This is a genomic window from Streptomyces sp. NPDC050264 (genome assembly GCF_040655895.1).
GTDB lineage: Bacteria > Actinomycetota > Actinomycetes > Streptomycetales > Streptomycetaceae > Streptomyces.
In genome coordinates this window covers 32,370-54,227 of sequence record NZ_JBFAKV010000010.1, presented here as the reverse complement: position 1 = coordinate 54,227, position 21,858 = coordinate 32,370, and the positions used below count along the sequence as shown (strand labels likewise).

Annotated in this window: 19 protein-coding genes; 12 read left to right on the top strand and 7 right to left on the bottom strand. The window is 71.6% G+C overall.

Annotated elements, in window-relative coordinates; translation table 11 throughout:
• Positions 1-61: 61 nt before the first annotated feature.
• From pheS to AB0J02_RS19455, 5 genes are all read left to right on the top strand, one after another.
• Positions 62-1,189: a phenylalanine--tRNA ligase subunit alpha gene (gene pheS, locus AB0J02_RS19475; RefSeq protein WP_363194939.1), complete on the top strand. Its 1,128-nt coding sequence runs from the start codon at positions 62-64 to the stop codon at positions 1,187-1,189.
• Positions 1,189-3,702, top strand: a complete 2,514-nt coding sequence (pheT, locus tag AB0J02_RS19470) for a phenylalanine--tRNA ligase subunit beta (RefSeq protein WP_363194938.1) — start codon at positions 1,189-1,191, stop codon at positions 3,700-3,702. Before pheS ends, pheT begins: the two co-directional genes overlap by 1 nt.
• Positions 3,703-3,928: 226 nt before the next feature.
• Positions 3,929-4,951, top strand: a complete 1,023-nt coding sequence (locus tag AB0J02_RS19465; protein WP_363195184.1) for a PP2C family protein-serine/threonine phosphatase — start codon at positions 3,929-3,931, stop codon at positions 4,949-4,951.
• Between the two features lie 257 nt (positions 4,952-5,208).
• Entirely contained in the window at positions 5,209-6,549 is a 1,341-nt protein-coding gene (locus AB0J02_RS19460; RefSeq protein WP_363194937.1) for a transcriptional regulator, read from the top strand.
• A gap of 72 nt (positions 6,550-6,621) precedes the next feature.
• A complete protein-coding gene (locus AB0J02_RS19455; RefSeq protein ID WP_363194936.1) occupies positions 6,622-7,152 on the top strand; it encodes an NUDIX hydrolase in 531 nt (176 codons plus the stop codon).
• A gap of 28 nt (positions 7,153-7,180) precedes the next feature.
• On the opposite strand, the gene AB0J02_RS19450 is transcribed toward AB0J02_RS19455, so the two are convergent.
• Complete coding sequence (locus AB0J02_RS19450) at positions 7,181-7,438, bottom strand: hypothetical protein (protein ID WP_363194935.1); 258 nt, start codon at positions 7,436-7,438, stop codon at positions 7,181-7,183.
• 182 nt (positions 7,439-7,620) lie between these two features.
• On the bottom strand, positions 7,621-8,481 hold the full coding sequence (locus tag AB0J02_RS19445) for a 3-hydroxybutyryl-CoA dehydrogenase (RefSeq protein WP_363194934.1): 861 nt from the start codon (positions 8,479-8,481) through the stop codon (positions 7,621-7,623).
• Between the two features lie 168 nt (positions 8,482-8,649).
• On the opposite strand from AB0J02_RS19445, the gene AB0J02_RS19440 reads away from it, so the two are divergent.
• A complete protein-coding gene (locus AB0J02_RS19440) occupies positions 8,650-9,873 on the top strand; it encodes a family 10 glycosylhydrolase (RefSeq protein ID WP_363194933.1) in 1,224 nt (407 codons plus the stop codon).
• Here AB0J02_RS19440 and AB0J02_RS19435 read toward each other — a convergent pair whose 3' ends face one another.
• Both AB0J02_RS19435 and AB0J02_RS19430 read right to left on the bottom strand, forming a co-directional pair.
• Entirely contained in the window at positions 9,874-10,071 is a 198-nt protein-coding gene (locus tag AB0J02_RS19435) for a DUF1918 domain-containing protein (protein ID WP_363194932.1), read from the bottom strand.
• A gap of 79 nt (positions 10,072-10,150) precedes the next feature.
• Positions 10,151-11,095, bottom strand: coding sequence for a DMT family transporter (locus AB0J02_RS19430; protein WP_363194931.1), 945 nt, complete (start codon positions 11,093-11,095; stop codon positions 10,151-10,153).
• Here AB0J02_RS19430 and AB0J02_RS19425 point away from each other — a divergent pair.
• Positions 11,094-12,554 carry a PLP-dependent aminotransferase family protein gene (locus tag AB0J02_RS19425; protein WP_363194930.1) on the top strand — a complete coding sequence of 487 codons (1,461 nt, stop codon included), beginning with the start codon at positions 11,094-11,096 and terminating at the stop codon, positions 12,552-12,554. The two genes, AB0J02_RS19430 and AB0J02_RS19425, sit on opposite strands and share 2 nt — an antisense overlap.
• Here AB0J02_RS19425 and AB0J02_RS19420 read toward each other — a convergent pair.
• Positions 12,539-12,982: a DUF6314 family protein gene (locus AB0J02_RS19420; protein WP_363194929.1), complete on the bottom strand. Its 444-nt coding sequence runs from the start codon at positions 12,980-12,982 to the stop codon at positions 12,539-12,541. The genes AB0J02_RS19425 and AB0J02_RS19420 overlap by 16 nt on opposite strands.
• Before the next feature lie 127 nt (positions 12,983-13,109).
• On the opposite strand from AB0J02_RS19420, the gene AB0J02_RS19415 reads away from it, so the two are divergent.
• Positions 13,110-15,605: an alpha-L-arabinofuranosidase C-terminal domain-containing protein gene (locus AB0J02_RS19415; RefSeq protein ID WP_363194928.1), complete on the top strand. Its 2,496-nt coding sequence runs from the start codon at positions 13,110-13,112 to the stop codon at positions 15,603-15,605.
• On the opposite strand, the gene AB0J02_RS19410 is transcribed toward AB0J02_RS19415, so the two are convergent.
• Positions 15,592-16,356, bottom strand: a complete 765-nt coding sequence (locus tag AB0J02_RS19410; RefSeq protein WP_363194927.1) for a hypothetical protein — start codon at positions 16,354-16,356, stop codon at positions 15,592-15,594. The genes AB0J02_RS19415 and AB0J02_RS19410 overlap by 14 nt on opposite strands.
• Before the next feature lie 40 nt (positions 16,357-16,396).
• Positions 16,397-17,389 carry an aldo/keto reductase gene (locus AB0J02_RS19405; protein ID WP_363194926.1) on the bottom strand — a complete coding sequence of 331 codons (993 nt, stop codon included), beginning with the start codon at positions 17,387-17,389 and terminating at the stop codon, positions 16,397-16,399.
• Between the two features lie 165 nt (positions 17,390-17,554).
• Between AB0J02_RS19405 and argC the strand changes: the two genes are divergently transcribed.
• From argC to AB0J02_RS19385, 4 genes are read left to right on the top strand one after another with little or no spacing between them, the layout of a single operon-like run.
• Positions 17,555-18,583: an N-acetyl-gamma-glutamyl-phosphate reductase gene (argC, locus tag AB0J02_RS19400; protein WP_363194925.1), complete on the top strand. Its 1,029-nt coding sequence runs from the start codon at positions 17,555-17,557 to the stop codon at positions 18,581-18,583.
• Entirely contained in the window at positions 18,580-19,731 is a 1,152-nt protein-coding gene (argJ, locus tag AB0J02_RS19395) for a bifunctional glutamate N-acetyltransferase/amino-acid acetyltransferase ArgJ (RefSeq protein ID WP_363194924.1), read from the top strand. Before argC ends, argJ begins: the two co-directional genes overlap by 4 nt.
• Positions 19,728-20,654 (top strand): acetylglutamate kinase, encoded by a 927-nt coding sequence (gene argB, locus AB0J02_RS19390; RefSeq protein ID WP_363194923.1) that lies wholly within the window; start codon positions 19,728-19,730, stop codon positions 20,652-20,654. Before argJ ends, argB begins: the two co-directional genes overlap by 4 nt.
• Positions 20,651-21,856 (top strand): acetylornithine transaminase, encoded by a 1,206-nt coding sequence (locus AB0J02_RS19385; protein WP_363194922.1) that lies wholly within the window; start codon positions 20,651-20,653, stop codon positions 21,854-21,856. Before argB ends, AB0J02_RS19385 begins: the two co-directional genes overlap by 4 nt.
• Positions 21,857-21,858: the final 2 nt, after the last annotated feature.

Below are 21,858 nucleotides of genomic sequence, written 5' to 3'. Positions count from 1 at the left end.
GCCAATGCGGGACGGGTCGTAGACGGGGCCATCCGCCAGCCAATCGGAAGCACGGGAAGAGATGTCGGCACCGAACAAGTCGTACGACCCGGTCGAGGTCGAGGCACTGAAACCGGAAGAGATCGAGCGCGTACGGGACGAGGCGCTCGCCGCCTTCGCCGCCGCGGACTCGCTCGAGGCGCTTCAGGAGGCCAAGGTCGCGCACACCGGCGGCACCGCGCCACTGTCGCTCGCGAACCGCGAGATCGGCGCGCTGCCCCCGCAGGCCAAGGCCGAGGCGGGCAAGCGCGTCGGCCAGGCCCGCGCCGCCGTCGGCCGGGGCCTCGCCGCCCGCCAGACCGAGCTGGAGGCCGAGCGCGACGCGCGCGTCCTGGTCGAGGAGGCCGTGGACGTCACGCTGCCCTACGACCGCACTCAGGCCGGCGCCCGCCACCCGCTGACGACCATGATGGAGCGCGTCGCGGACGTCTTCGTGTCCATGGGATACGAGATCGCGGAGGGCCCCGAGGTCGAGGCGGAGTGGTTCAACTTCGACGCCCTGAACTTCACCCCGGACCACCCGGCCCGGCAGATGCAGGACACCTTCTTCGTCCAGGGCCCCGAGGGCACCGACGGCGACGAGTCCGGCGTCGTGCTGCGGACGCACACCTCCCCGGTGCAGGCCCGCTCGCTGCTCGACCGGGAGCCGCCGGTCTACATCGTCTGCCCCGGCCGCGTGTACCGGACCGACGAGCTGGACGCCACGCACACCCCGGTCTTCCACCAGATCGAGCTGCTCGCCGTGGACGAGGGCCTCACCATGGCTGACCTGAAGGGCACCCTGGACCACATGGTCAAGGCGCTCTTCGGCGACGACATGAAGACCCGGCTGCGGCCCAACTACTTCCCCTTCACCGAGCCGTCCGCCGAGATGGACATGGTCTGCTACGTCTGCCGCGGCGAGTCCGTCGGCAACCCGGACCGGCCCTGCCGCACCTGCGGCAGCGAGGGCTGGATCGAGCTGGGCGGCTGCGGCATGGTCAACCCGCGCGTGCTGACCGCGTGCGGCGTCGACCCGGAGAAGTACAGCGGATTCGCCTTCGGGTTCGGCATCGAGCGGATGCTGATGTTCCGCCACAACGTCGAAGACATGCGAGACATGGTCGAGGGTGACGTCCGGTTCACCCGGCCGTTCGGGATGGAGATCTGATGCGGGTCCCGCTTTCCTGGCTGCGGGAGTACGTCGACCTCCCCGCCACCGAGACCGGCCGCGACGTGCAGGCCGAGCTCGTCGGCGTCGGCCTCGAGGTCGAGGCCGTCGAGCAGCTCGGCGCCGACCTCAAGGGCCCGCTCGTCGTGGGCAAGGTGCTGACCATCGAGGAGCTGGAGGGCTTCAAGAAGCCGATCCGGTTCTGCACGGTCGACGTCGGCACCGCCAACGGCACCGGCGAGCCGCAGGAGATCGTCTGCGGCGCCCGGAACTTCGCCGTCGGCGACAAGGTCGTCGTCGTCCTGCCCGGCGCCGAGCTGCCCGGCGGCTTCGCGATCGCCGCGCGCAAGACGTACGGCAAGACCTCGCACGGCATGATCTGCTCCACCGACGAGCTGGGCATGGGCGACGACGGCACGCACGGCATCATCGTGCTGCCGCCGGAGCACGAGGCGGGCACCGACGCCATCGAGCTGCTCGAGCTCGTCGACGAGGTGCTCGACATCGCCGTCACGCCCGACCGCGGCTACTGCCTGTCGATGCGCGGCATCGCCCGCGAGACCGCCACCGCGTACGGGCTGCCGCTGCGCGACCCGGCGCTCCTCGACGTTCCCGCGCCGAACGCGTTCGGCTACCCGGTCCAGGTCTCCGACCCGATCGCCTGCGACCGCTTCACCGCGCGCACGGTCACCGGTCTGAGCCCCGAGGCCCGCTCGCCGATCTGGCTGCAGCGCCGCCTGCAGAAGGCCGGCATGCGCCCGATCTCGCTCGCCGTCGACGTCACGAACTACGTGATGCTGGAGCTCGGCCAGCCGCTGCACGCCTACGACCGCTCCCTCGTCCAGGGCGCGATCGGCGTGCGCCGCGCGCTGTCCGGCGAGAAGCTCAAGACCCTCGACGGCGCCGAGCGCACCCTCGACTCCGAGGACCTCGTCATCACCGACGAGCGCGGCCCGATCGGCCTCGCCGGAGTGATGGGCGGCGCCAACACGGAGATCGCCGACCACGCGGAAAACGCCGGGACCACCGACGTCGTCATCGAGGCCGCGCACTTCGACGCGCTGACCATCGCCCGCACCTCGCGCCGCCACAAGCTGTCCTCCGAGGCGGCCAAGCGCTTCGAGCGCGGCGCCGACCCGCAGGCCACGTCCGCCGCGGCCCAGCGCGTCGTCGACCTTCTCGTGCTCCTCGCGGGCGGCACGGCGGAGGAGGGCGTCACCGAGGTCATCTCCCCGGGCGCACCGCGCACCATCACCATCCCGGCCGACCACCCGGACAAGGTCGCGGGCGTCCGTTACGGCCGCGAGACCGTCGTACGGCGGCTGCAGGAAGTCGGCTGCGACGTCTACGGGCAGGACGCCCTGACCGTGACCGTGCCGTCCTGGCGGCCCGACCTGACCGACCCGAACGACCTGGCCGAAGAGGTCATCCGCCTGGAGGGCTACGAGAACCTGCCCTCCACGCTGCCGAAGCCCCCGGCGGGCCGCGGCCTGACCGAGCGCCAGCGCACGCACCGCCGGGTCGGCCGCGTCCTGGCCGGCGCCGGATACGTCGAGTCGCTGAGCTACCCGTTCATCGGCGAGGCCGTCTTCGACCAGCTCGGCCTGGAGAAGGACGACCCGGCCCGCCGCGTCGTCACCCTCGTCAACCCGCTCTCCGACGAGGAGCCCGCCCTCCGTACGACGCTGCTGCCGGGCCTGCTCTCCGCGCTGCGCCGCAACGACGGACGGGGCAGCCACGACCTGGCCCTCTTCGAGACCGGCCTGGTCTTCCACCCCCAGGACGAGCTGCGCATCGCCACCCGGCTGCCCGTCGACCGGCGTCCCACCGCCGAGGAGGTCGCGTCCCTCACGGCCGCGCTCCCGGACCAGCCCCGGCACGCCGCGGTCGTCCTCGCCGGCGCCCGTGAGCAGAGCGGCTGGTGGGGCAAGGGCCACCCGACGACCTGGGCCGACGCGGTCGAGGCGGCCCGCGTCGTCGCCCACGAGTCGGGCACCGAACTCGCCGTGGACCAGGGCCAGTACGGCCCCTGGCACCCCGGCCGGTGCGCCGCTCTGTACGTCGCGATCGACGGGGTCAAGACCCTCGTCGGCCACGCCGGTGAGCTGCACCCGCGCGTCGTCAAGGCCTTCGGCCTGCCGGCCCGCACCAGCGCCATGGAGCTGAACCTGGACCTCGTGGAGCAGGCGAGCGCCGGTGTCCTCCAGGCGCCGCGGATCTCGACCTTCCCCGTCGCCACCCAGGACGTCGCGCTCGTCGTCGGCAAGGACATCCCGGCCGCGGCCGTGGAGAACGCGCTGCGCGTGGGCGCGGGTGAACTCCTGGAGTCCCTGCGCCTGTTCGACGTGTACGAGAACGCGGAGCAGCTCGGCGCGGCGAAGAAGTCCCTCGCCTACGCGCTGCGCTTCCGTGCCGCCGACCGCACCCTGACGGTCGAGGAGGCCAGCGCCGCCCGCGACGCGGCGGTCGCCCAGGCCGCCGGGAGCACGGGAGCGGTGCTGCGCGGCGCGTAACGGCGCAGGCGGGACGTGGGTGAGGGGCGCATCCGGATCACCGGGTGGGCCCCTCACTCGTTCGGGTGAGGTGTCACCTGATCCGGTCACATCTGGGCAGGCGGTCGTCATGCGTACCAAGACCAGGGCGCCCACCCGCGGCTTCCGTACTTTCTTACGCACCTCACTCGGCAGGCGCCTGACCAGGGCCGTTCGCGCCGAACCCCAGCGCATCCGGCGCGCGTTGCTGATCGGTCTGCCCGCGCTCTGGGGCGCCGCCGCCATCACGTACAAGCTGACCTGCCCGCTCGCCCAGCAGAACAGCCTGTGCGTGCGCCTCGTGAGCAGCGCCGTCTTCTTCGTGGTGGGAAGCGGGCTGATGCTGCACGTACGGCACAGCCTGATGCGGGAGTTGCGGGACATCACGGCCGTCGCGGGCGCCGCCCAGTCCGTGCTCCTGCGACCGCTGCCGCCCCGGCTCGACGGGCTCGCCCTCGCCGCGGGCCGGCTCTGCGCCGACCGCGGTGCCAGCATCGGCGGCGACCTGTACGACGTCGTCGCCACCGATCACGGCGTCCGGGTGGTCATGGGGGACGTCCGCGGCCACGGGCTCGGCGCGCTCGCCACCGTGGGCGCCGTCCTCGGCAGCTTCCGCGAGGCCGCGCACGACGAGGACGGGCTCGACCGCGTACTGCGCCGGCTGGAGCGGACCCACGCCCGGCATCTGCGCCAGCGCTCCCGCGACGAAACCCCGGCCGCCGGAGAGGGCGATGCGGAGAACCCCCTCGCCGAGGACTTCGTGACCGTGCTGCTCCTGGAGATCCGGGCGGACGGCGCGGTGTACGCCCTCAACTGCGGCCATCCCTGGCCGTATCGGCTGCGACCGGGCGCGGCGCGCTGCGTCGAGCCGCTGACCGGCGGCGACCCGCTGCCCCCGCTCGGCCCGTTCCCGCTGCCCGCCGAGCTGGCGCCCGTGCGGTGCGGGCGGGTCCTGCCGGGGCAGGGGCTCCTGTTGCACACCGACGGTATCGAGGACGCCCGCGACGCGCATGGCCGGTTCTTTCCCCTGCAGGCCGAGCTCACCAAGGCGGTGCGCCGCCGGACCGTCGTGCCGGAGGCAGTCATCAGCGCCGTGTACGACCGGCTTCTGAGCCATACCGGCGGGCCGCCCAGCGACGACGCGACGCTCCTCGTGCTGCGCAACGACCGCGGGCGCGTTCCCCTCCAGCACGGTGAGTCCGTCGTCCGCACTGCCCACACGGTCGTCTGACGACGCGCACCGCCGGGGGACGTCGTCCGCCCGCCGCGGAGTTGTGGGCAGGCGAGCGGGCGGACGACGCGGGTTCGGGCCGCCGTCTGTACGAGGGGGAGCCGGCGGCCCGGCCGGCCTCTTGCGAGGCAGTTCAGTCAAGCGGGTGGAAACCGGCCACAACAGAGTGCACGGCGCCCGGAGTTGAGCATTCCGATCACACCCCGTGTGAAGGCGCCCGGACTAGGCTGGGAATACCGAGCCAACGGAGGGCATCCATGCAGCCCAACACCCTGCTCGACGCGATTCTCGACGAAGCCGGGATCTCTCATGCGGGCCTCGCCGCACATGTGAACCATGCGGGCCGGGCCCGCGGGCTCGCCCTGCGGTACGAACACACCGCCGTCGCCCGCTGGTTGAAGGGCCAGCGGCCGCGCGGCCAGGTTCCCGACCTGATCTGCGAGGTGCTCACGGGGCGCCTCCAGCGGCACGTCACCCTCGACGACATCGGCCTCGGCATCCCCGGCGGGCCGGCCGCACCGCACAGCTCCTCGCTCTCCGGCTTCGTGGAGCGGGCCACCGCGCTGTGGCGCTCCGACGAGCAGCAGCGCCGCCACATCCTCGACGCCCCGGCTGTCACCGGCACCCCCGCCGTGATGCCCGTATGGGAGTGGGAGAACCCGCCGGAGGACACCGATGTCTCGCGCGGCGGACGGCTTCTGGTCAGCCCCGCCGACATCGAGACGATGCGTTCGGCCCGCACCCACTACGAGCAGATGTACCGCAAGGCGGGCGGCATCGCGACGCGGACCCGCATCGTCGGCTTCCTCAACGCCGAGGCGGCGCCGCTGCTGCGCGGCCGGTACACCGATGCCACGGGCCGCCAACTGCACCGCGCGACCGGCGGGTTGGTCGCCATCGCGGGCATCTGCGCGTACGACTCGGACGCGCACGGCCTCGCCCAGCGCTACTTCCACCAGGCCCTGCGCCTGGCGAAGGCCAGCGGGGACAGGGGACTCGGCGCCTATGTGATAGCGCTCCTCGTCAACCAGTCGCTGCACATGCGCGAACACCGCCAGGCCGTCGCCTTCGCCGAGGCCGCGCTGCGCGCCGCCGGCCGGCACATCACCCCCGCGCTCGCCTCCGATCTGTACGCGATGCAGGCGAAGGCGTACGCCCACCTCGGCGACGGCACGAGCGCCCTGGAGTGCATAAGGCGTGCCGAGTCGGCCGCCGGGCGCATCAGACGCGGGCACGAGCCGGACGAGACCGGGTACGTACAGCCCGGCTTCGTCAACGTACAGATCGCCGAGGCCCTGTTGAGCCTCGGCGACTACGCGGCCGCCAGGGAGCACGCCGCCGAGGCCGTGCACAGCCCGGCGCACGACCGCGGCCGCGTGCACCGGCTGGCCGTGCTCAGCCAGATCCAGCTCCGCCAGGGCCACGCCGAACAGGCCGTGGCCACGGCCGTCGAAATGGCCGAGACGGCGCGGGGGATGGAGTCCCAGCGCCTGCGCGACAGACTCCGGGCGGTCCGCGAGCACCTGGTGCGCAGCGGCTGCGCCGGCACGGCCGAGGCCGCCGAACTCATCGACGGGGCGCTGCGCGTACCGCTCTGAGCCCTTACGTAGGACGCCCGGGGGCGCCGCTGCTGCGATATTGCCATCAACTAAGCGGAAGGTGGCAGAACCGTGCAGTGGACGAAACAAAACGAACAAACTGTGTATGAAAACCGCTGGTTCAGCGTCAACCTGGCCGACGTTGAACTCCCGGACGGCCGGCATCTCGATCACTTCGTCATCCGGCTGCGGCCGGTGGCCGTCGCCACGGTGGTGAACGAGGCGAACGAGGTGCTGCTGCTGTGGCGGCACCGCTTCATCACCGACAGCTGGGGATGGGAACTGGCGGCGGGCGTCGTCGAGGACGGCGAGGACATCGCGTACGCGGCCGCCAGGGAACTGGAGGAGGAGACCGGCTGGCGGCCGGGACCGCTGCAACACCTGATGAGCGTCGAACCGTCGAACGGCCTCACGGACGCCCGGCACCACATCTACTGGACCGATGAGGGAACGTACATCGGCCACCCCCAGGACGACTTCGAGTCGGACCGCAGGGAATGGGTCCCGCTCAAACTCGTCCCCGACATGATCGCTCGCGGAGAGGTCCCGGCCGCCAACATGGCGGCCGCGCTGCTGCTACTGCATCATCTGCGGCTCGGCTGACGCCTCCCGCATACCGGACGCCCGGACGCTAGTGCCCGAGCGCCTGCCATACCGTTATGGCCAGTGCCCCGACCGTGGTGAGCGCGGCGACCGCGGGCAGGGGCCAGCGGGTGTGCTCGAGTGCGGCGATCCGTGAGCTCAGATCGTCCTGATCCTTGACGGTCTGGTCGTCGCGGTGGGACAGCAGGGCGAGTTGGCCGTCGACACGGGTCAGTCCCACCTCGACAACACGGCGTAACTCTGCGAGTTCTTCAGGGACCACGGAATTCTCCGGGTCGGTGGTCACAGCTCCGCTCCTCTCCGTAGTCGTCACATCTTTGATGTGCGCATCGGAAGTCAACTCGCCTGGTGGACGCGGCGGGAGCGTGTGCGGAGGGCATATGCGAGTCCCCCGCTCACTCCCCGTGCGAACGAAGTGGGCCCGGTGCTCCGAAGAGCACCGGGCCCACTGGCGAGCACGGAGTGTGATCAGGGGTAGGTGTAGAAGCCCGACCCGGACTTGCGGCCGAGGCGGCCCGCGTCGACCATCCTCTGGAGCAGCGGGGGAGCGGCGTACAGCGGCTCCTTGTACTCGGTGTACATCGAGTCCGCGATGGAGGCGATCGTGTCGAGACCGATCAGGTCGGAGAGCTTGAGCGGGCCCATCGGGTGGGCGCAGCCCAGCTCCATGCCGTTGTCGATGTCCTCGCGGCTGGCGATGCCGGACTCGAACATCCGGATCGAGGAGAGCAGGTACGGCACGAGCAGCGCGTTGACCACGAAGCCCGAGCGGTCCTGGGCGCGGATCGCGTGCTTGCCGAGGATCTTCTCCACCAGCGCCTGGGCGCGGCTGATGGTGCCCTCGGACGTGGTGAGCGCCGGAATCAGCTCGACGAGCTTCTGCACCGGGGCCGGGTTGAAGAAGTGGATGCCGATCACGTGGTCCGGGCGGGACGTCGCCACGGCCAGCTTCACCAGCGGGATGGACGAGGTGTTCGAGGCGAGGATCGCGTCGCGCCGGGTGACGACCTGGTCGAGGACCTGGAAGATCTCCGTCTTGACCTGCTCGTTCTCCACGACCGCCTCGATGACGAGGTCACGGTCGGAGAACTCGCCGAGGTCCGTGGTGAAGGTGAGCCGCTCCTGCGTCTCCGCCAGCTCCTCCTCGGTGATCTTGCCGCGCTCGGCCGCCTTGGCGAGGGAGTTGAGCAGCCGGGTACGGCCGATCTCCAGGGCCTCACCGGTGGTCTCGGCCACCATCACGTCCAGGCCGCTGCGGGCGCAGACCTCTGCGATCCCGGCGCCCATCTGGCCACAGCCCACCACGCCGACGCGTGTGATGTCAGTCAAGGTGTCTGTCACCTCGTGCCTTTCGCTGTTCGTCCGGGGCCGCCGGCAGGCAGGATCCTCCCGGGTCTTTCGGATCTGCACGTTACCCCGTAGACATGGGAGCGGTGGAGCCCGGGTTAACGGCTGTTCAACCAGGCATCACCGTGGCACAGGAATCAGAGGGGAACCATGGGACGTATCTCACGTCGTGCTGTCACGCTCGGGGCCGCGCTCACGCTGGCCGGACTGACGGCGGGCGACGCCGTAGCCGGGGCCGGTCGCCGGGGCCGCCCCCGGCACGAGATGCGCGGCATGTGGCTGGCCACCGTCGCCAACCGCGACTGGCCCTCACGCCCGGGGCTGACCGTCGCCCAGCAGCGGTCCGAGCTCCTCGCGCACCTGGACACGGCGGTGCGCCGCCGTCTGAACGCGGTGATCTTCCAGGTGCGGCCCACCGCCGACGCCTTGTGGCCGTCGCCGTACGAGCCGTGGTCCGACGTCCTCACCGGTACCCAGGGCAAGGACCCGGGCTGGGACCCGCTGGGCACCGCGGTGACCGAGGCGCACCGCCGCGGCCTCGAACTGCACGCCTGGTTCAACCCGTACCGTGTCGCCAACCACACCGACCCCGGCCGGCTGATCCCGACGCACCCGGCGCGCGTCCACCCCGACTGGGTAGTGCCGTACGGAGGGAAGCTCTATTACAACCCCGGACTGCCCGAGGTCCGGCGCTTCGTGCAGGACGCGATGCTCGACGCGGTGCACAAGTACGCCATCGACGCCGTGCACTTCGACGACTACTTCTATCCGTATCCGGTCGCGGGCCAGACCTTCGACGACGACGCGGCGTACCGCACGTACGGCGGTGGCTTCACGGACCGGGCGGCCTGGCGGCGCGACAACATCGACCGGCTGATCCGGGAGACCGCGCGCCGCATCGACCGGACCCGGCCCCGGGCCCGGTTCGGGATCAGCCCGTTCGGGGTGTGGCGCAACCGGGCGACCGACCCGGAGGGGTCGGACACGGCGGCCGGCGTGCAGACGTACGACGACCTGCACGCGGACACCCGCAAGTGGGTGCGTGAAGGATGGATCGACTACATCTGCCCGCAGGTGTACTGGAACATCGGCTTCGCCGTCGCCGACTACGCCAAGCTCGTGCCGTGGTGGGCCGACGCCGTGCGGGGCACCGGGGTACGCCTCTACATCGGCGAAGCCCTCTACAAGGCGGGCGATCCGGCGCAGCCCGCCGCGTGGCAGGACCCCGCCGAGCTGTCCCGGCACCTCACGTACGCGGCCGGATTCCCCGAGGCGCGCGGGCACGTCTACTTCTCCGCGAAGGAGGCCGGGCAGGACCGGATCGGCGCCATGGCCCGGGTCGTCGCGGACCACTACGGCCGCTTCGGGGGCTGATCACTCGCGTCGGCCGACGACGGGCCGCACGACCGCGTCGGGGCCCGGCGACATGATCGCCTCGTGGCCGTCCTCGAAGCGGACACGGAACGGGGGACCGCCGTCGCTGCCGAGGACTTCGATGATCTGGGCGACCCGGTCGTGCTGACCGACGATCCGGCCGTGCACCAGGAGCCGGTCGCCTACGGTTGCGCGCATCAGGAGTGCCCTCCTCGCCATGCCGTGAGTTCCGGCAAGTCTACGGCGCAGGAGGGGAGTTGGGACCCCTGACGGCCGCTCAGCCGCGGGCGCGCTGGGTGACCGCGATGCACACGAGAACCGCGCCCGCCGTCAGCGGAGCCGCGACCGGCAGCTCCTCGCCCAGCAGGAACACCGACCACACGAGCGTCAACAGCGGCTGGGCGAGCTGGAGTTGACTCGCCTTCGGGATGCCGATCACGGCCATGCCCTTGTACCAGACGACCAGCCCGAGGAACTGCGAGCCCACCGCCACCCACAGCAGGCCCGCCACCGCGTGCCCGGTCAGCCGTACCGGCTCGTGCGCCAGCGCGACCGCCGCGCCCGCCACGGCGACCGGCAGGCACAGCACCAGCGCCCACGCGATCACCTGCCAGCCCGGCATGACCCGCGCGAGCCGGCCGCCCTCGGTGTAGCCGGCCGCGCAGATCAGCAGCGCGCCGAACAGGTACAGGTCGGCCCGGGTGAGGGCACCGCCGCTCTGCTGCACCGTGAACGCGATCACCGCCGCGGCGCCCGCGCACGCCGCGATCCAGAAGGTGCGGGAGGGCCGGGCCCCGGTGCGCAGCGAGGAGAGCACGGCCGTGGTCAGCGGCAGCAGGCCCACCACGACCGCCGAGTGCGCGGTCGTCGCCGTCCGCAGGGCGAGCGTGGTCAGCATCGGGAAGCCGAGGACCACACCGGCCCCGACGACGGCGAGCCCTCCCCAGTGCCGTCGCCGCGGAAGTGGTACGCGCAGAGCCAGCAGGCACCCGCCCGCGATCACGGCCGCGAGCACACTGCGGACGCTCACCAGCGACCAGGGGCCGAAGCCTTCGAGCCCCCACGCGGTGGCGGGGAAGGTGAGGGAGAACGCGACGACGCCGAGAGCGGCCAGGAGCGTGCCGGGGGCCGCTCCCGATGCCGGGGCCGGTGCGGCTCCGGAGGCGGACCTCCCGGCAATTGCTATCGCATCGTGTTCGGTAGCGCTATTCTCAGTCCTCATGCAAGAGCGTAGCAGCGTGGGTGAACTGGCGAAGCGGCTCCGGGACGAACTGAACCGCTACTCAGAAGGTGAGAAGCTGCCGTCGAGCCGGGCTCTCGTGGAGCGGTTCCGGGTCAGCCCGGTGACCGTCTCGCGGGCACTCGCCCGGCTCGCCGCGGAAGGGCTCGTGGTGACCCGGCCGGGCGCCGGCGCCTTCCGCTCCACGCCCCGCGCCGCCGCCCCCGCGGGCGACACGTCCTGGCAGGAGGTCGCGCTGAGCGCCGACTCCGCCACGGAACCCGTACCGCGCGCGGTGGACGCCTCGGGGGTGCTGATCACGCTGGCCGCGTCACCGCCCGGGGTCGTCGAGCTCAACGGCGGCTATCTGCACCAGGTGCTCCAGCCCGTCGGCGCGCTGGCCGCCGCGCTCGCCCGCGCGGGCCGGCGCCCCGGCGCGTGGGACCGGCCGCCCGTCGAAGGACTGCCCGAACTGCGCGAGTGGTTCGCCCGCGGCATCGGCGGCGCGATCACCGGCGCCGAGGTGCTGATCACCTCCGGCGGCCAGTCGGCGCTCGGCACCGCGCTGCGGGCGCTCGCCCCGCCCGGGGCCCCCGTCCTGGTCGAATCGCCCACGTATCCCGGCATGCTGGCGATCGCGCGGGCCGCGGGTCTGCGCCCCGTGCCGGTCCCCGTCGACCGGGACGGCGTCCGCCCGGAGCTGCTCGCGCGGGCCTTCGAGGCGACCGGCGCCCGCCTGTTCGTGTGCCAGCCGCTCTTCCAGAACCCGACCGGCGCAGTGCTCTCCGCCGAGCGGCGCCCGGAGGTGCTGCGCATCGCGCGCGAGGCCGGCGCGTTCGTCGTCGAGGACGACTTCGTGCGCCGCCTCGTGCACGACGACGCCGGCCCGCTGCCCCGCCCCCTGGCGACCGACGATCCCGACGGCGTCGTCGTGCACGTCTGTTCCCTCACCAAGGCGACCTCGCCGAGCCTGCGCATCGGCTGCCTCGCCGCCCGCGGCCCGGTCCTGGAGCGGCTGCGCGCCATCCAGGTCGTCGACCAGCTCTTCGTGCCGCGCCCCTTGCAGGAGGCCACGCTGGAACTCGTCGGGTCCCCGGCCTGGCCGCGCCATCTGCGCACGGTGGCAGGGGAGTTGAGGGCCCGCAGGGACACCCTCGCCGCCGCCCTCGCCCTGCGGCTGCCCGAACTGTCCGTGCCGTACATCCCGGTCGGCGGCTACCACCTGTGGGCCCGGCTGCCCGACGGTACGGACGAGCGCCGGCTCGTCGCGGGCGCCCTGCGCGCGGGCGTCGCCGTGGCGCCCGGCCGCCCGTACTTCGCGGCCGAACCACCGGCCCCGTACCTCCGGCTGAGCTTCGTGGCGGTCGCCGGGACGGCGGAGATCACCGAGGGCGTACGCCGCCTCAGGGCAGCCTGCGACGAGCTGCTGCCCGGGCCGCTGGAGACTCAGACCCTGCGGTAATCCGTCGTGAGGACCAGGTCCTTCGCCGGTCCCTTCACGCGCCACACCGTCCGCCAGCTGTCGGCGTCGTAGACCTCGAACTCACCCCGGTAGAGGTCGGCCGAGCAGGGGTGATCCGCGATGTGGTGGCCACCGCGCAGATCGAGGCCGTGGAAGAAGCGGCCGTCCGAGAAGCGGACGACAGCCGTGCCGGGCGTCCCGTCCGGCAGATAGCGCAGGGTCCGCTCGGCGGGGCGCGCCACTCCGCGCCATTCGAAGACGCCGGACTCGACGTGCAGCAGCCCTCCGCCGTCCGCCGCGGTGAACTCCGTGGTGCCGGTGAACCTGCCGGTCACGTCGTCGGCGAGATCCCGCACGGTCCGCTCCACGTGCCAGCTCCCGGCCAGGAACGCCAACACATCGGAAACCGGCCAGAGTTCACTCTTCACGCCCACCACTCCCGTACACCTCTGCGCGAACCGTTGACGCGCGTACCGCCACTTCCTATCTTGCCGTTCGGAGTTTAGGACGCCGTACGAAATCTCGAACGATCTGGCCAGGGAATGGGGAGTACGCATGACGCGTGGACGACGCAGGCGCTGGAGAATCGGGCTCGGGGCCGCGGTGGGCTCCCTGCTCGCCGGGACCGCCGTGCTGCCGTCGTCGGCCGCCGACGCGGCCGACGCGGCCGACGTCACCGACTACACGGTCACCGTCGACCCGAGCCGCACCGGCGCGACCATCGACGACTCCATGTACGGCGTCTTCTTCGAGGACATCAACCGGGCCGCCGACGGCGGGCTCTACGCCGAACTGGTGCAGAACCGCTCCTTCGAGTACACGACCGCCGACAACAAGGCGTACACCCCGCTCACCGCGTGGACGGCCGGCGGAACGGCCCGGACCGTCGACGACGACGGCCGGCTGAACGCGCGCAACCGCACCTACCTCTCGCTCGGCGCGGACGCGTCCGTCACCAACTCCGGCTATGGCACCGGCATCACGGTCGCCAAGGGCAGGACGTACGACTTCTCGGTCTGGGCCCGCGCCGACTCCGTGCTGACCGTCACCCTGGACGATGCGGACGGCGCGCTGGCCGCGCCCAAGCGGGTCAGAGCGAAGGGCGGCTGGACCAAGTACACGGCGACGTTCACCGCGAAGCGCGCCAGCACGACCGGCCGCCTCTCCGTCGCCACCACGCGGACCGCCGCCCTCGACATGGTGTCCCTCTTCCCCCGCGACACCTACAAAGGACGCGAGAACGGCCTGCGCAAGGACCTCGCCGAGAAGATCGCCGCCCTGAGACCCGGCTTCGTGCGCTTCCCCGGCGGCTGCCTCGTCAACACCGGGTCCATGGAGGGCTACGACGCGGCCTCCGGCTACCAGCGCACCCGCTCCTACCAGTGGAAGGACACGGTCGGCCCGGTCGAGCAGCGCGCCACGAACGCCAACTTCTGGGGCTACAACCAGAGTTACGGCCTCGGCTACTACGAGTACTTCCAGTTCGCCGAGGACATCGGCGCGATGCCGCTGCCCGTCGTGCCCGCCCTGGTCACCGGCTGCGGCCAGAACCAGGCCGTCGACGACGACGCGCTGCTCGAGCGGCACATCCAGGACACGCTCGACCTCATCGAGTTCGCCAACGGGCCCGTGACCAGCGAGTGGGGCAAGAAGCGTGCGCAGATGGGTCACCCGAAGCCCTTCCACCTCACCCACCTCGAAGTCGGCAACGAGGAGAACCTGCCCGAGGCGTTCTTCGCCCGCTTCAAGGAATTCCGCGCCGCCATCACCGCCGAGTACCCCGACGTCTCCGTCATCTCCAACTCGGGCCCTGACGACAGCGGTTCGGTCTTCGACGCGGCATGGAAGCTGAACAAGGACGCCGACGTCGACATGGTCGACGAGCACTACTACAACAGCCCGCAGTGGTTCCTGCAGAACAACGACCGCTACGACTCCTACGACCGCAACGGCCCCAAGGTCTTCCTCGGCGAGTACGCGTCCGGCGGGAACACCTTCGCCAACGCCCTCTCCGAAGCCGCCTACATGACGGGCCTCGAACGCAACGCGGACGTCGTCAAGCTCGCCTCCTACGCGCCGCTGCTCGCCCGCCAGGACACCGTCCAGTGGCGGCCCGACATGATCTGGTTCGACGACCAGAAGGCGTGGGGCTCCGCCGACTACGAGGTGCAGAAGCTGTTCATGCGCAACGTCGGCGACCAGGTCGTCCCGTCCACCGCCACGAACACCCCCTCGACGACCGCGCCCATCACCGGCGCCGTCGGCCTGTCGACGTGGGCGACCAGCGCCGCGTACGACGACGTGCGCGTCACCGGCGCCGACGGCACGAGCCTGCTGAACGACGACTTCAGCGGCGACGCCGGACGGTGGACCCCGTCCGGCAGCGGAAGCTGGAGCATCCAGGACGGGCGGTACGTCCAGTCCGACGAGGCCGCCGAGAACACCCTGGTCACCGCGGGCGACCCGAGCTGGCACGACTACGACCTGCACGCCAAGGCCACCAAGGAGTCCGGCAAGGAGGGCTTCCTCGTCGCGTTCGGCGTCAAGGACACCGGCAACTACTACTGGTGGAACCTGGGCGGCTGGAACAACACCCAGTCCGCCGTCGAACAGGCCGTGAACGGCGGCAAGTCGACGCTCCTGGCCACGGCCGGATCGATCGAGACCGGCCGCGCCTACGACATCGACATCAAGGTGCGCGGCCGCCAGGTGACCCTCTACCTCGACGGCCAGGAGTGGGGCTCGTTCAAGGACGACAAGCCCGCCGAGCCGTTCCGCCAGGTCGTCACGCGCGACAAGAAGACCGGTGACCTGATCGTCAAGGTCGTCAACGCGCAGGACGCGCGGGCCCGTACGACGGTGAAGCTCGGCGGCGCGAAGGTCGCGAAGTCCGCGGCCGTCACCACGCTCGCCGCGGCGCCCGAGGCGGAGAACACCGCGAGCGAGACCCCGGTGAGGCCCGTGACCTCGACCTTCGCCGGCGTCGCGGACACCTTCTCGTACACGTTCCCGGCGAACTCGGTGACGTTCCTGCGGATCAAGAAGCGCTGAACCCGTCGTGGCCCGGAGCCACGACGGGAGCCGCCGGAAACGCCGTGACCGCGCAGTCCACGCGGGCCGCGCAGCCGGTGGCCCCGCACTCGCAGGAGAGCGGGGCCACCGCGGCGCGCACGTCGCCGCGTGACCAGGGGCGGGCGAAGAACGCCGTGTACTGCGCTACGACGGCTTCGTTGGCCTCGCGGAGCAGTGCGCGGCGTTCCGCGCGGGAGGCGGAGTGAGGCCCGGCGGCGAGTGGAGCCGCCCAGCGTGCCGCCACCTCCTCGGTGACGTCGGTGTCGATGTCGACGGTCAGGAAGGGCGCGCCGGACGCCCGCACCTCGTCCTCGATGACGTCGGCGAGGCGCCGGTACAGGGCCAGCGGACCGGGCTTCAACTCCCTTTCCGCGAGCCGCTTTTCGAGGAGCGCGGGGGTGGGCAGCAGCCACAGGGCGGCCCGGCCGGGCAGGGCCCGGGCCGTCGCCGGGGTGATCACCGTGCCCTCGGCCACGGTCAGCGGGCCCGCGGGCAGCGCCCGTACGTCGTCCGCGACCATCCGCCCGCGCTCGTGGTGCAAGGACATCGCGAGCAGGTCCGGCACGGGCGCCGCCCAGCGGTCCTCCGGCGAGAGGGACTCGAAGCGGAGCGCCGCCGGACAGCCCGCGGCGAGCGCCCGGTCGCGGTGCGCCCACGTACGGGTGTCCGCGTGGTAGCGGCGCAGCCCGTGCCGCCGGGCCAGCCGCTCGGCGACCGTCGACTTTCCCACCCCGGGCGGTCCGCCCAGCCACACAACTGCCGTCACCCGGCTAGCCGTTCACGAACTTCAGGCTGCCGTCGTCGTAGCGGGCGCCCGCCACCGCGCCCGCGGGCGCCGCCGCGTCGATCGCCGCGAGGTCGTCGGCGGACAGCTCAAGCGTGGTCGCCGCGACGTACTCCTCCAGGTACGTCTGACGCCGGGTTCCCGGGATCGGCACCACGTCGTCGCCCTGGTGCTGGACCCACGCGAGCGCCAACTGCCCGGCCGTGACGCCCTTACGGGATGCGATCTCCTCCAGGCGGTCGACGATGGCGAGGTTGCGCTCCAGGTTCCCCTCGGCGAACCGCGGCTGGCCGCGCCGCATGTCCCCGTCCTGCAAGCCCTCCGTCGACTTGTAGCGGCCGGTGAGGAAGCCCCGGCCCAGCGGCGAGAACGGTACGAGCCCGATGCCCAGCTCCCGGCACACCGGCAGCACTTCGGACTCCACGTCCCGCGTCCACAGCGAGTACTCGCTCTGCAGGGCCGCGATCGGATGCACGGCGTACGCCCGGCGCAGGGTGTCCGGGCCGGCCTCCGACAGGCCGAGGTGGCGGACCTTGCCCTCGTTCACCAGCTCGGCGAGCGCGCCCACCGTCTCCTCGATCGGCACGCTGCGGTCCACCCGGTGCACGTAGTACAGGTCGATGTGGTCGACGCCGAGCCGCCGCAGGGACGCCTCGCACGCCTCGCGGACGTACGCCGCGTCACCCCGGATCGCGGTCGCCTCGCCGAGCTTGTTCGCGAACCCGAATTTCGTGGCCAGCACGGCCTGCTCGCGCCGCCCCGGCGCCGCGAGGGCCCGGCCGATCAGCTCCTCGTTGTGCCCGGCGCCGTAGAAGTCGGACGTGTCGAGCAGGGTGACGCCCAGGTCCAGCGCGCGATGGATCGTACCGACCGACTGCTCGTCGTCGGACGCGCCGTAGGCGTGGCTCATGCCCATGCAGCCGAGACCCTGCGCGGAGACGGTGAGCGAGCCGAGGCGGCGGGTGGGAAGGTCCGACATGAGTGCTGCCTCCTGTGATGGTGCCGGTGCGGAACGTACTCGACGCTATGACCTTGAGTGCGCTCCAGGTCAAGCGGGCGGCTGCGGTCTCCGGCGTCGAGGGCTCACTTGATTGCATAAACGTGCACAGCGACGTATAGTCATGCCATCCAAGAGGAGGGTTCCATGGCGGTACGCGCAGCAGTGGCGGGAGCGAGTGGATACGCGGGCGGCGAAGTGCTGCGCCTGCTGCTCGCGCACCCCGAGGTGGAGATCGGCGCCCTGACGGGCAACTCGAACGCGGGACAGCGGCTCGGCGCGCTGCAGCCGCACCTCCGCCCGCTCGCCGACCGTGTACTCCAGGAAACCACCCCCGAGGTGCTCGCGGGGCACGAGGTCGTCTTCCTGGCGCTGCCCCACGGGCAGTCCGCCGCCGTCGCCGAGCAGCTCGGCCCCGATGTCCTCGTCGTCGACATGGGCGCCGACTTCCGGCTCCAGGACGCGGGGGACTGGGAGAAGTTCTACGGCAGCCCGCACGCCGGTACCTGGCCCTACGGACTTCCCGAACTGCCGGGCGGCCGCGCCGCGTTGGAGGGCACCAAGCGCATTGCCGTGCCCGGTTGCTACCCGACCGCCGTGTCGCTCGCGCTGTTCCCGGCCTACGGGGCGGGGCTCGTGGAGAGCGAAGCCGTCATCGTCGCCGCGTCCGGCACCTCCGGCGCGGGCAAGGCGGCCAAGCCCCACCTCCTCGGCAGCGAGGTCATGGGGAACATGACGCCGTACGGCGTCGGGGGCGGCCACCGGCACACCCCCGAGATGATCCAGAACCTCAGCGCGGCCGCCGGCGAGAGGGTCTCCGTGTCCTTCACGCCGACGCTCGCCCCGATGCCGCGCGGCATCCTCGCCACGTGCAGCGCCAAGGCCAAGGACGGCGTCACCGCCGAGACGGTCCGGGCCGCGTACGAGAAGGCGTTCGCCGACGAGCCGTTCGTGGACCTGCTGCCCGAGGGGCAGTGGCCCGCCACGGCGGCGGTGTACGGGTCGAACGCCGTGCAGATCCAGGTCGCGTTCGACGAGGCCGCGGGCCGCGTCATCGTCATCAGCGCCATCGACAACCTCACCAAGGGCACCGCCGGCGGTGCCGTTCAGTCCCTGAACATCGCCCTGGGTCTCGACGAGACGACCGGGCTCTCTACGATCGGAGTCGCGCCGTGAGTGTGACGGCAGCCAAGGGATTCCAGGCCGCGGGTATCACCGCCGGAATCAAGGACAGCGGGACCCCGGACCTGGCCCTCGTGGTCAACCGCGGACCCCGCCTGGCCGCCGCGGGCGTCTTCACCTCCAACCGCGTCAAGGCCGCCCCGGTCCTCTGGTCCGAGCAGGTCCTCAAGGGCGGACTCGTCTCGGCGGTCGTCCTCAACTCCGGTGGCGCCAACGCCTGTACGGGTCCCAAGGGCTTCCAGGACACGCACGCCACCGCCGAGAAGGTCGCCGAGGTCCTCGACCTGAACGCGGGCGAGGTCGCCGTCGCGTCCACCGGGCTCATCGGCGTCCTGCTCCCCATGGACAAGCTGCTCCCGGGCGTGGAGACCGCGGCCGCCCGGCTCTCCGAGCACGGCGGCGAGAAGGCCGCCATCGCCATCAAGACCACCGACACCGTGCACAAGACCGCCGTGTACGAGGGCGACGGCTGGACCGTCGGCGGCATGGCCAAGGGCGCGGGCATGCTCGCACCCGGCCTCGCCACCATGCTCGTCGTCCTCACCACCGACGCCGACCTCGACAGCGACGCCCTCGACAAGGCCCTGCGCGACGCCACCCGCGTCACTTTCGACCGGGTCGACTCCGACGGCTGCATGTCCACCAACGACACGGTGCTGCTGCTCGCCTCGGGAGCCTCCGAAGTCGCCCCGGAGTACGCCGAGTTCGCCGAGGCCGTCCGCTCCGTCTGCGACGACCTCGGGCGCCAGCTCATCGGCGACGCCGAGGGCGCCAGCAAGGACATCAAGGTCGAGGTGGTCAACGCGGCGAGCGAGGACGACGCCGTCGAGGTGGGCCGCTCCATCGCCCGCAACAACCTCCTCAAGTGCGCCCTCCACGGCGAGGACCCCAACTGGGGCCGCGTCCTCTCCGCCATCGGCACGACGCGGGCCGCTTTCGAACCGGACCGGCTCAACGTCGCGATCAACGGCGTCTGGGTCTGCAAGAACGGCGGCGTCGGCGAGGACCGCTCCAAGGTCGACATGCGCTTCCGGGAGGTCACCATCACCGCCGACCTCGCCGCGGGCGGCGAGACGGCGACGATCTGGACGAACGACCTGACCGCCGACTACGTCCACGAGAACAGCGCGTACTCCTCATGAACCAGCCCGCCGCGCGGAAGCACACCGCGCTCCCCAAGGCCCAGATCCTCATCGAGGCGCTGCCCTGGCTGACCCGGCACCACGGCAAGACCGTCGTCATCAAGTTCGGCGGGAACGCCATGGTGGACGAGGAGCTGAAGGCCGCCTTCGCCCAGGACGTCGTCTTCCTGCACCACGCCGGGCTCAAGCCCGTCGTCGTGCACGGCGGCGGCCCGCAGATCAGCAAGGCCCTCGACCGGCACGGCATCGTGAGCGAGTTCAAGGCGGGCCTGCGGGTCACCACCGAGGACGCCATGGACGTCGTACGGATGGTGCTCGCAGGACAGGTCCAGCGCGAACTCGTCGGCCTGCTCAACCAGCACGGCCCGCTCGCCGTCGGCCTCACCGGCGAGGACGCGCACACCATCACCGCCACCAAGCACCAGCCCCGCATCGAGGGCGAGTTGGTCGACATCGGCCGCGTCGGAGAGATCACCGAGATCGACACCGGCGCCATCGAGGCCCTGCTCGCCGACGGCCGTATCCCGGTCGTCTCCTCGATCGCCCGCTCCCAGGACGATCACCATGTCTACAACGTCAATGCTGATACGGCGGCTGCGGCACTCGCTGCTGCGCTGGACGCCGAGACGCTGATGGTGCTGACCGACGTCGAGGGCCTCTACGAGGACTGGCCCCACAGCGACGAGGTCATCAGCCGGCTCACCGCCACCGAACTCGAGAAGCTGCTCCCGGACCTGGCGAGCGGCATGGTGCCGAAGATGGAGGGCTGCCTGCACGCCGTACGCAACGGCGTGCACACCGCCCGCGTCATCGACGGCCGCGTCCAGCACTCGATCCTGCTGGAGATCTTCACCGACGAAGGCATCGGCACGATGGTCGTGCCCGACGCACAGGACCACGGGGAACAGGGGGACGCAGCATGACCGGCACCGCGAACCAGGAGCTCACCCAGCGCTGGCAGGGCGCCCTGATGAACAACTACGGCACGCCGCGACTGCCCCTGGTCAAGGGCGCCGGCACCAAGCTGTGGGACGCCGACGGCACCGAGTACCTGGACTTCGTCGGCGGCATCGCGGTCAACGCGCTGGGCCACGCCCACCCGGCGGTCGTCGAAGCGGTCAGCACCCAGATCGGCTCGCTCGGCCACGTATCGAACCTCTTCATCGCCGAGCCGCCCATCGCCCTCGCCGAGCGGCTCCTCCAGCTCTTCGGCCGGGACGGCGCCGTCTTCTTCTGCAACTCCGGCGCCGAGGCCAACGAAGGCGCCTTCAAGATCGGCCGGCTCACCGGGCGGCGCCACATGGTCGCCACGACCGGCGGCTTCCACGGCCGGACCATGGGCGCTCTCTCCCTCACCGGCCAGCCCGGAAAGCAGGACGGCTTCACGCCGCTTCCGGGCGACGTCACACATGTCCCGTACGGGGATGAGGACGCGCTCCGGGCAGCCGTCACCGAATCCACGGCCTTCGTCATCATCGAGCCGATCCAGGGCGAGAACGGTGTGGTCGTGCCCGGCGACGGATACCTCAAGGCGGCCCGGGAGATCACCCGGGCCACCGGCACCCTGCTCGTCCTCGACGAGGTGCAGACCGGCGTCGGCCGGACCGGTCACTGGTTCGCGTACCAGGCGGCGGAAGGCATCGAGCCGGATGTCGTCACGCTCGCCAAGGGCCTCGGCGGCGGCCTGCCGCTCGGCGCGACCATCGCCTTCGGCGAGGCCGCGAAGCTGCTCAAGCCCGGTCAGCACGGCACGACGTTCGGCGGCAACCCCGTCGCCTGCGCCGCCGGGCTCGCCGTCCTCGACACCATCACGGCCGAGGGCCTGCTGCAGAACACCAAAAGCATCGGCGAGAAGCTCACGGCCGGAATCGAATCGCTCGGCCACCCGTTGGTCAGCCATGTCCGGGGCGCGGGCCTTCTGCTGGGTATCGTGCTCACCGGGCCGCGCGCACCCCAGGTGCAGCAGGCGGCCCAGGACGCGGGCCTCCTGGTGAACGCGCCCGCACCCGACGTCGTCCGGCTCATGCCCCCGCTGAACCTGACCGACGCCGAAGCGGACGTGTTCCTCGCGGCGCTGCCCGCGGTCCTGGATGCTGCCGCGGCCGACGGGGAAGCAGGAGTCTGAGG

Coding starts and splice junctions, on each gene's coding strand:
- pheS (WP_363194939.1), top strand. CDS start 62: ATGTCGGCACCGAACAAGTCGTACGACCCGGTCGAGGTCGAGGCACTG.
- AB0J02_RS19405 (WP_363194926.1), bottom strand. CDS start 17,389: ATGTCGGACCTTCCCACCCGCCGCCTCGGCTCGCTCACCGTCTCCGCG.
- argB (WP_363194923.1), top strand. CDS start 19,728: ATGAACCAGCCCGCCGCGCGGAAGCACACCGCGCTCCCCAAGGCCCAG.
- AB0J02_RS19435 (WP_363194932.1), bottom strand. CDS start 10,071: ATGCGCGCAACCGTAGGCGACCGGCTCCTGGTGCACGGCCGGATCGTC.
- pheT (WP_363194938.1), top strand. CDS start 1,189: ATGCGGGTCCCGCTTTCCTGGCTGCGGGAGTACGTCGACCTCCCCGCC.
- AB0J02_RS19430 (WP_363194931.1), bottom strand. CDS start 11,095: ATGAGGACTGAGAATAGCGCTACCGAACACGATGCGATAGCAATTGCC.
- AB0J02_RS19460 (WP_363194937.1), top strand. CDS start 5,209: ATGCAGCCCAACACCCTGCTCGACGCGATTCTCGACGAAGCCGGGATC.
- AB0J02_RS19385 (WP_363194922.1), top strand. CDS start 20,651: ATGACCGGCACCGCGAACCAGGAGCTCACCCAGCGCTGGCAGGGCGCC.
- AB0J02_RS19440 (WP_363194933.1), top strand. CDS start 8,650: ATGGGACGTATCTCACGTCGTGCTGTCACGCTCGGGGCCGCGCTCACG.
- AB0J02_RS19415 (WP_363194928.1), top strand. CDS start 13,110: ATGACGCGTGGACGACGCAGGCGCTGGAGAATCGGGCTCGGGGCCGCG.
- AB0J02_RS19425 (WP_363194930.1), top strand. CDS start 11,094: ATGCAAGAGCGTAGCAGCGTGGGTGAACTGGCGAAGCGGCTCCGGGAC.
- argC (WP_363194925.1), top strand. CDS start 17,555: ATGGCGGTACGCGCAGCAGTGGCGGGAGCGAGTGGATACGCGGGCGGC.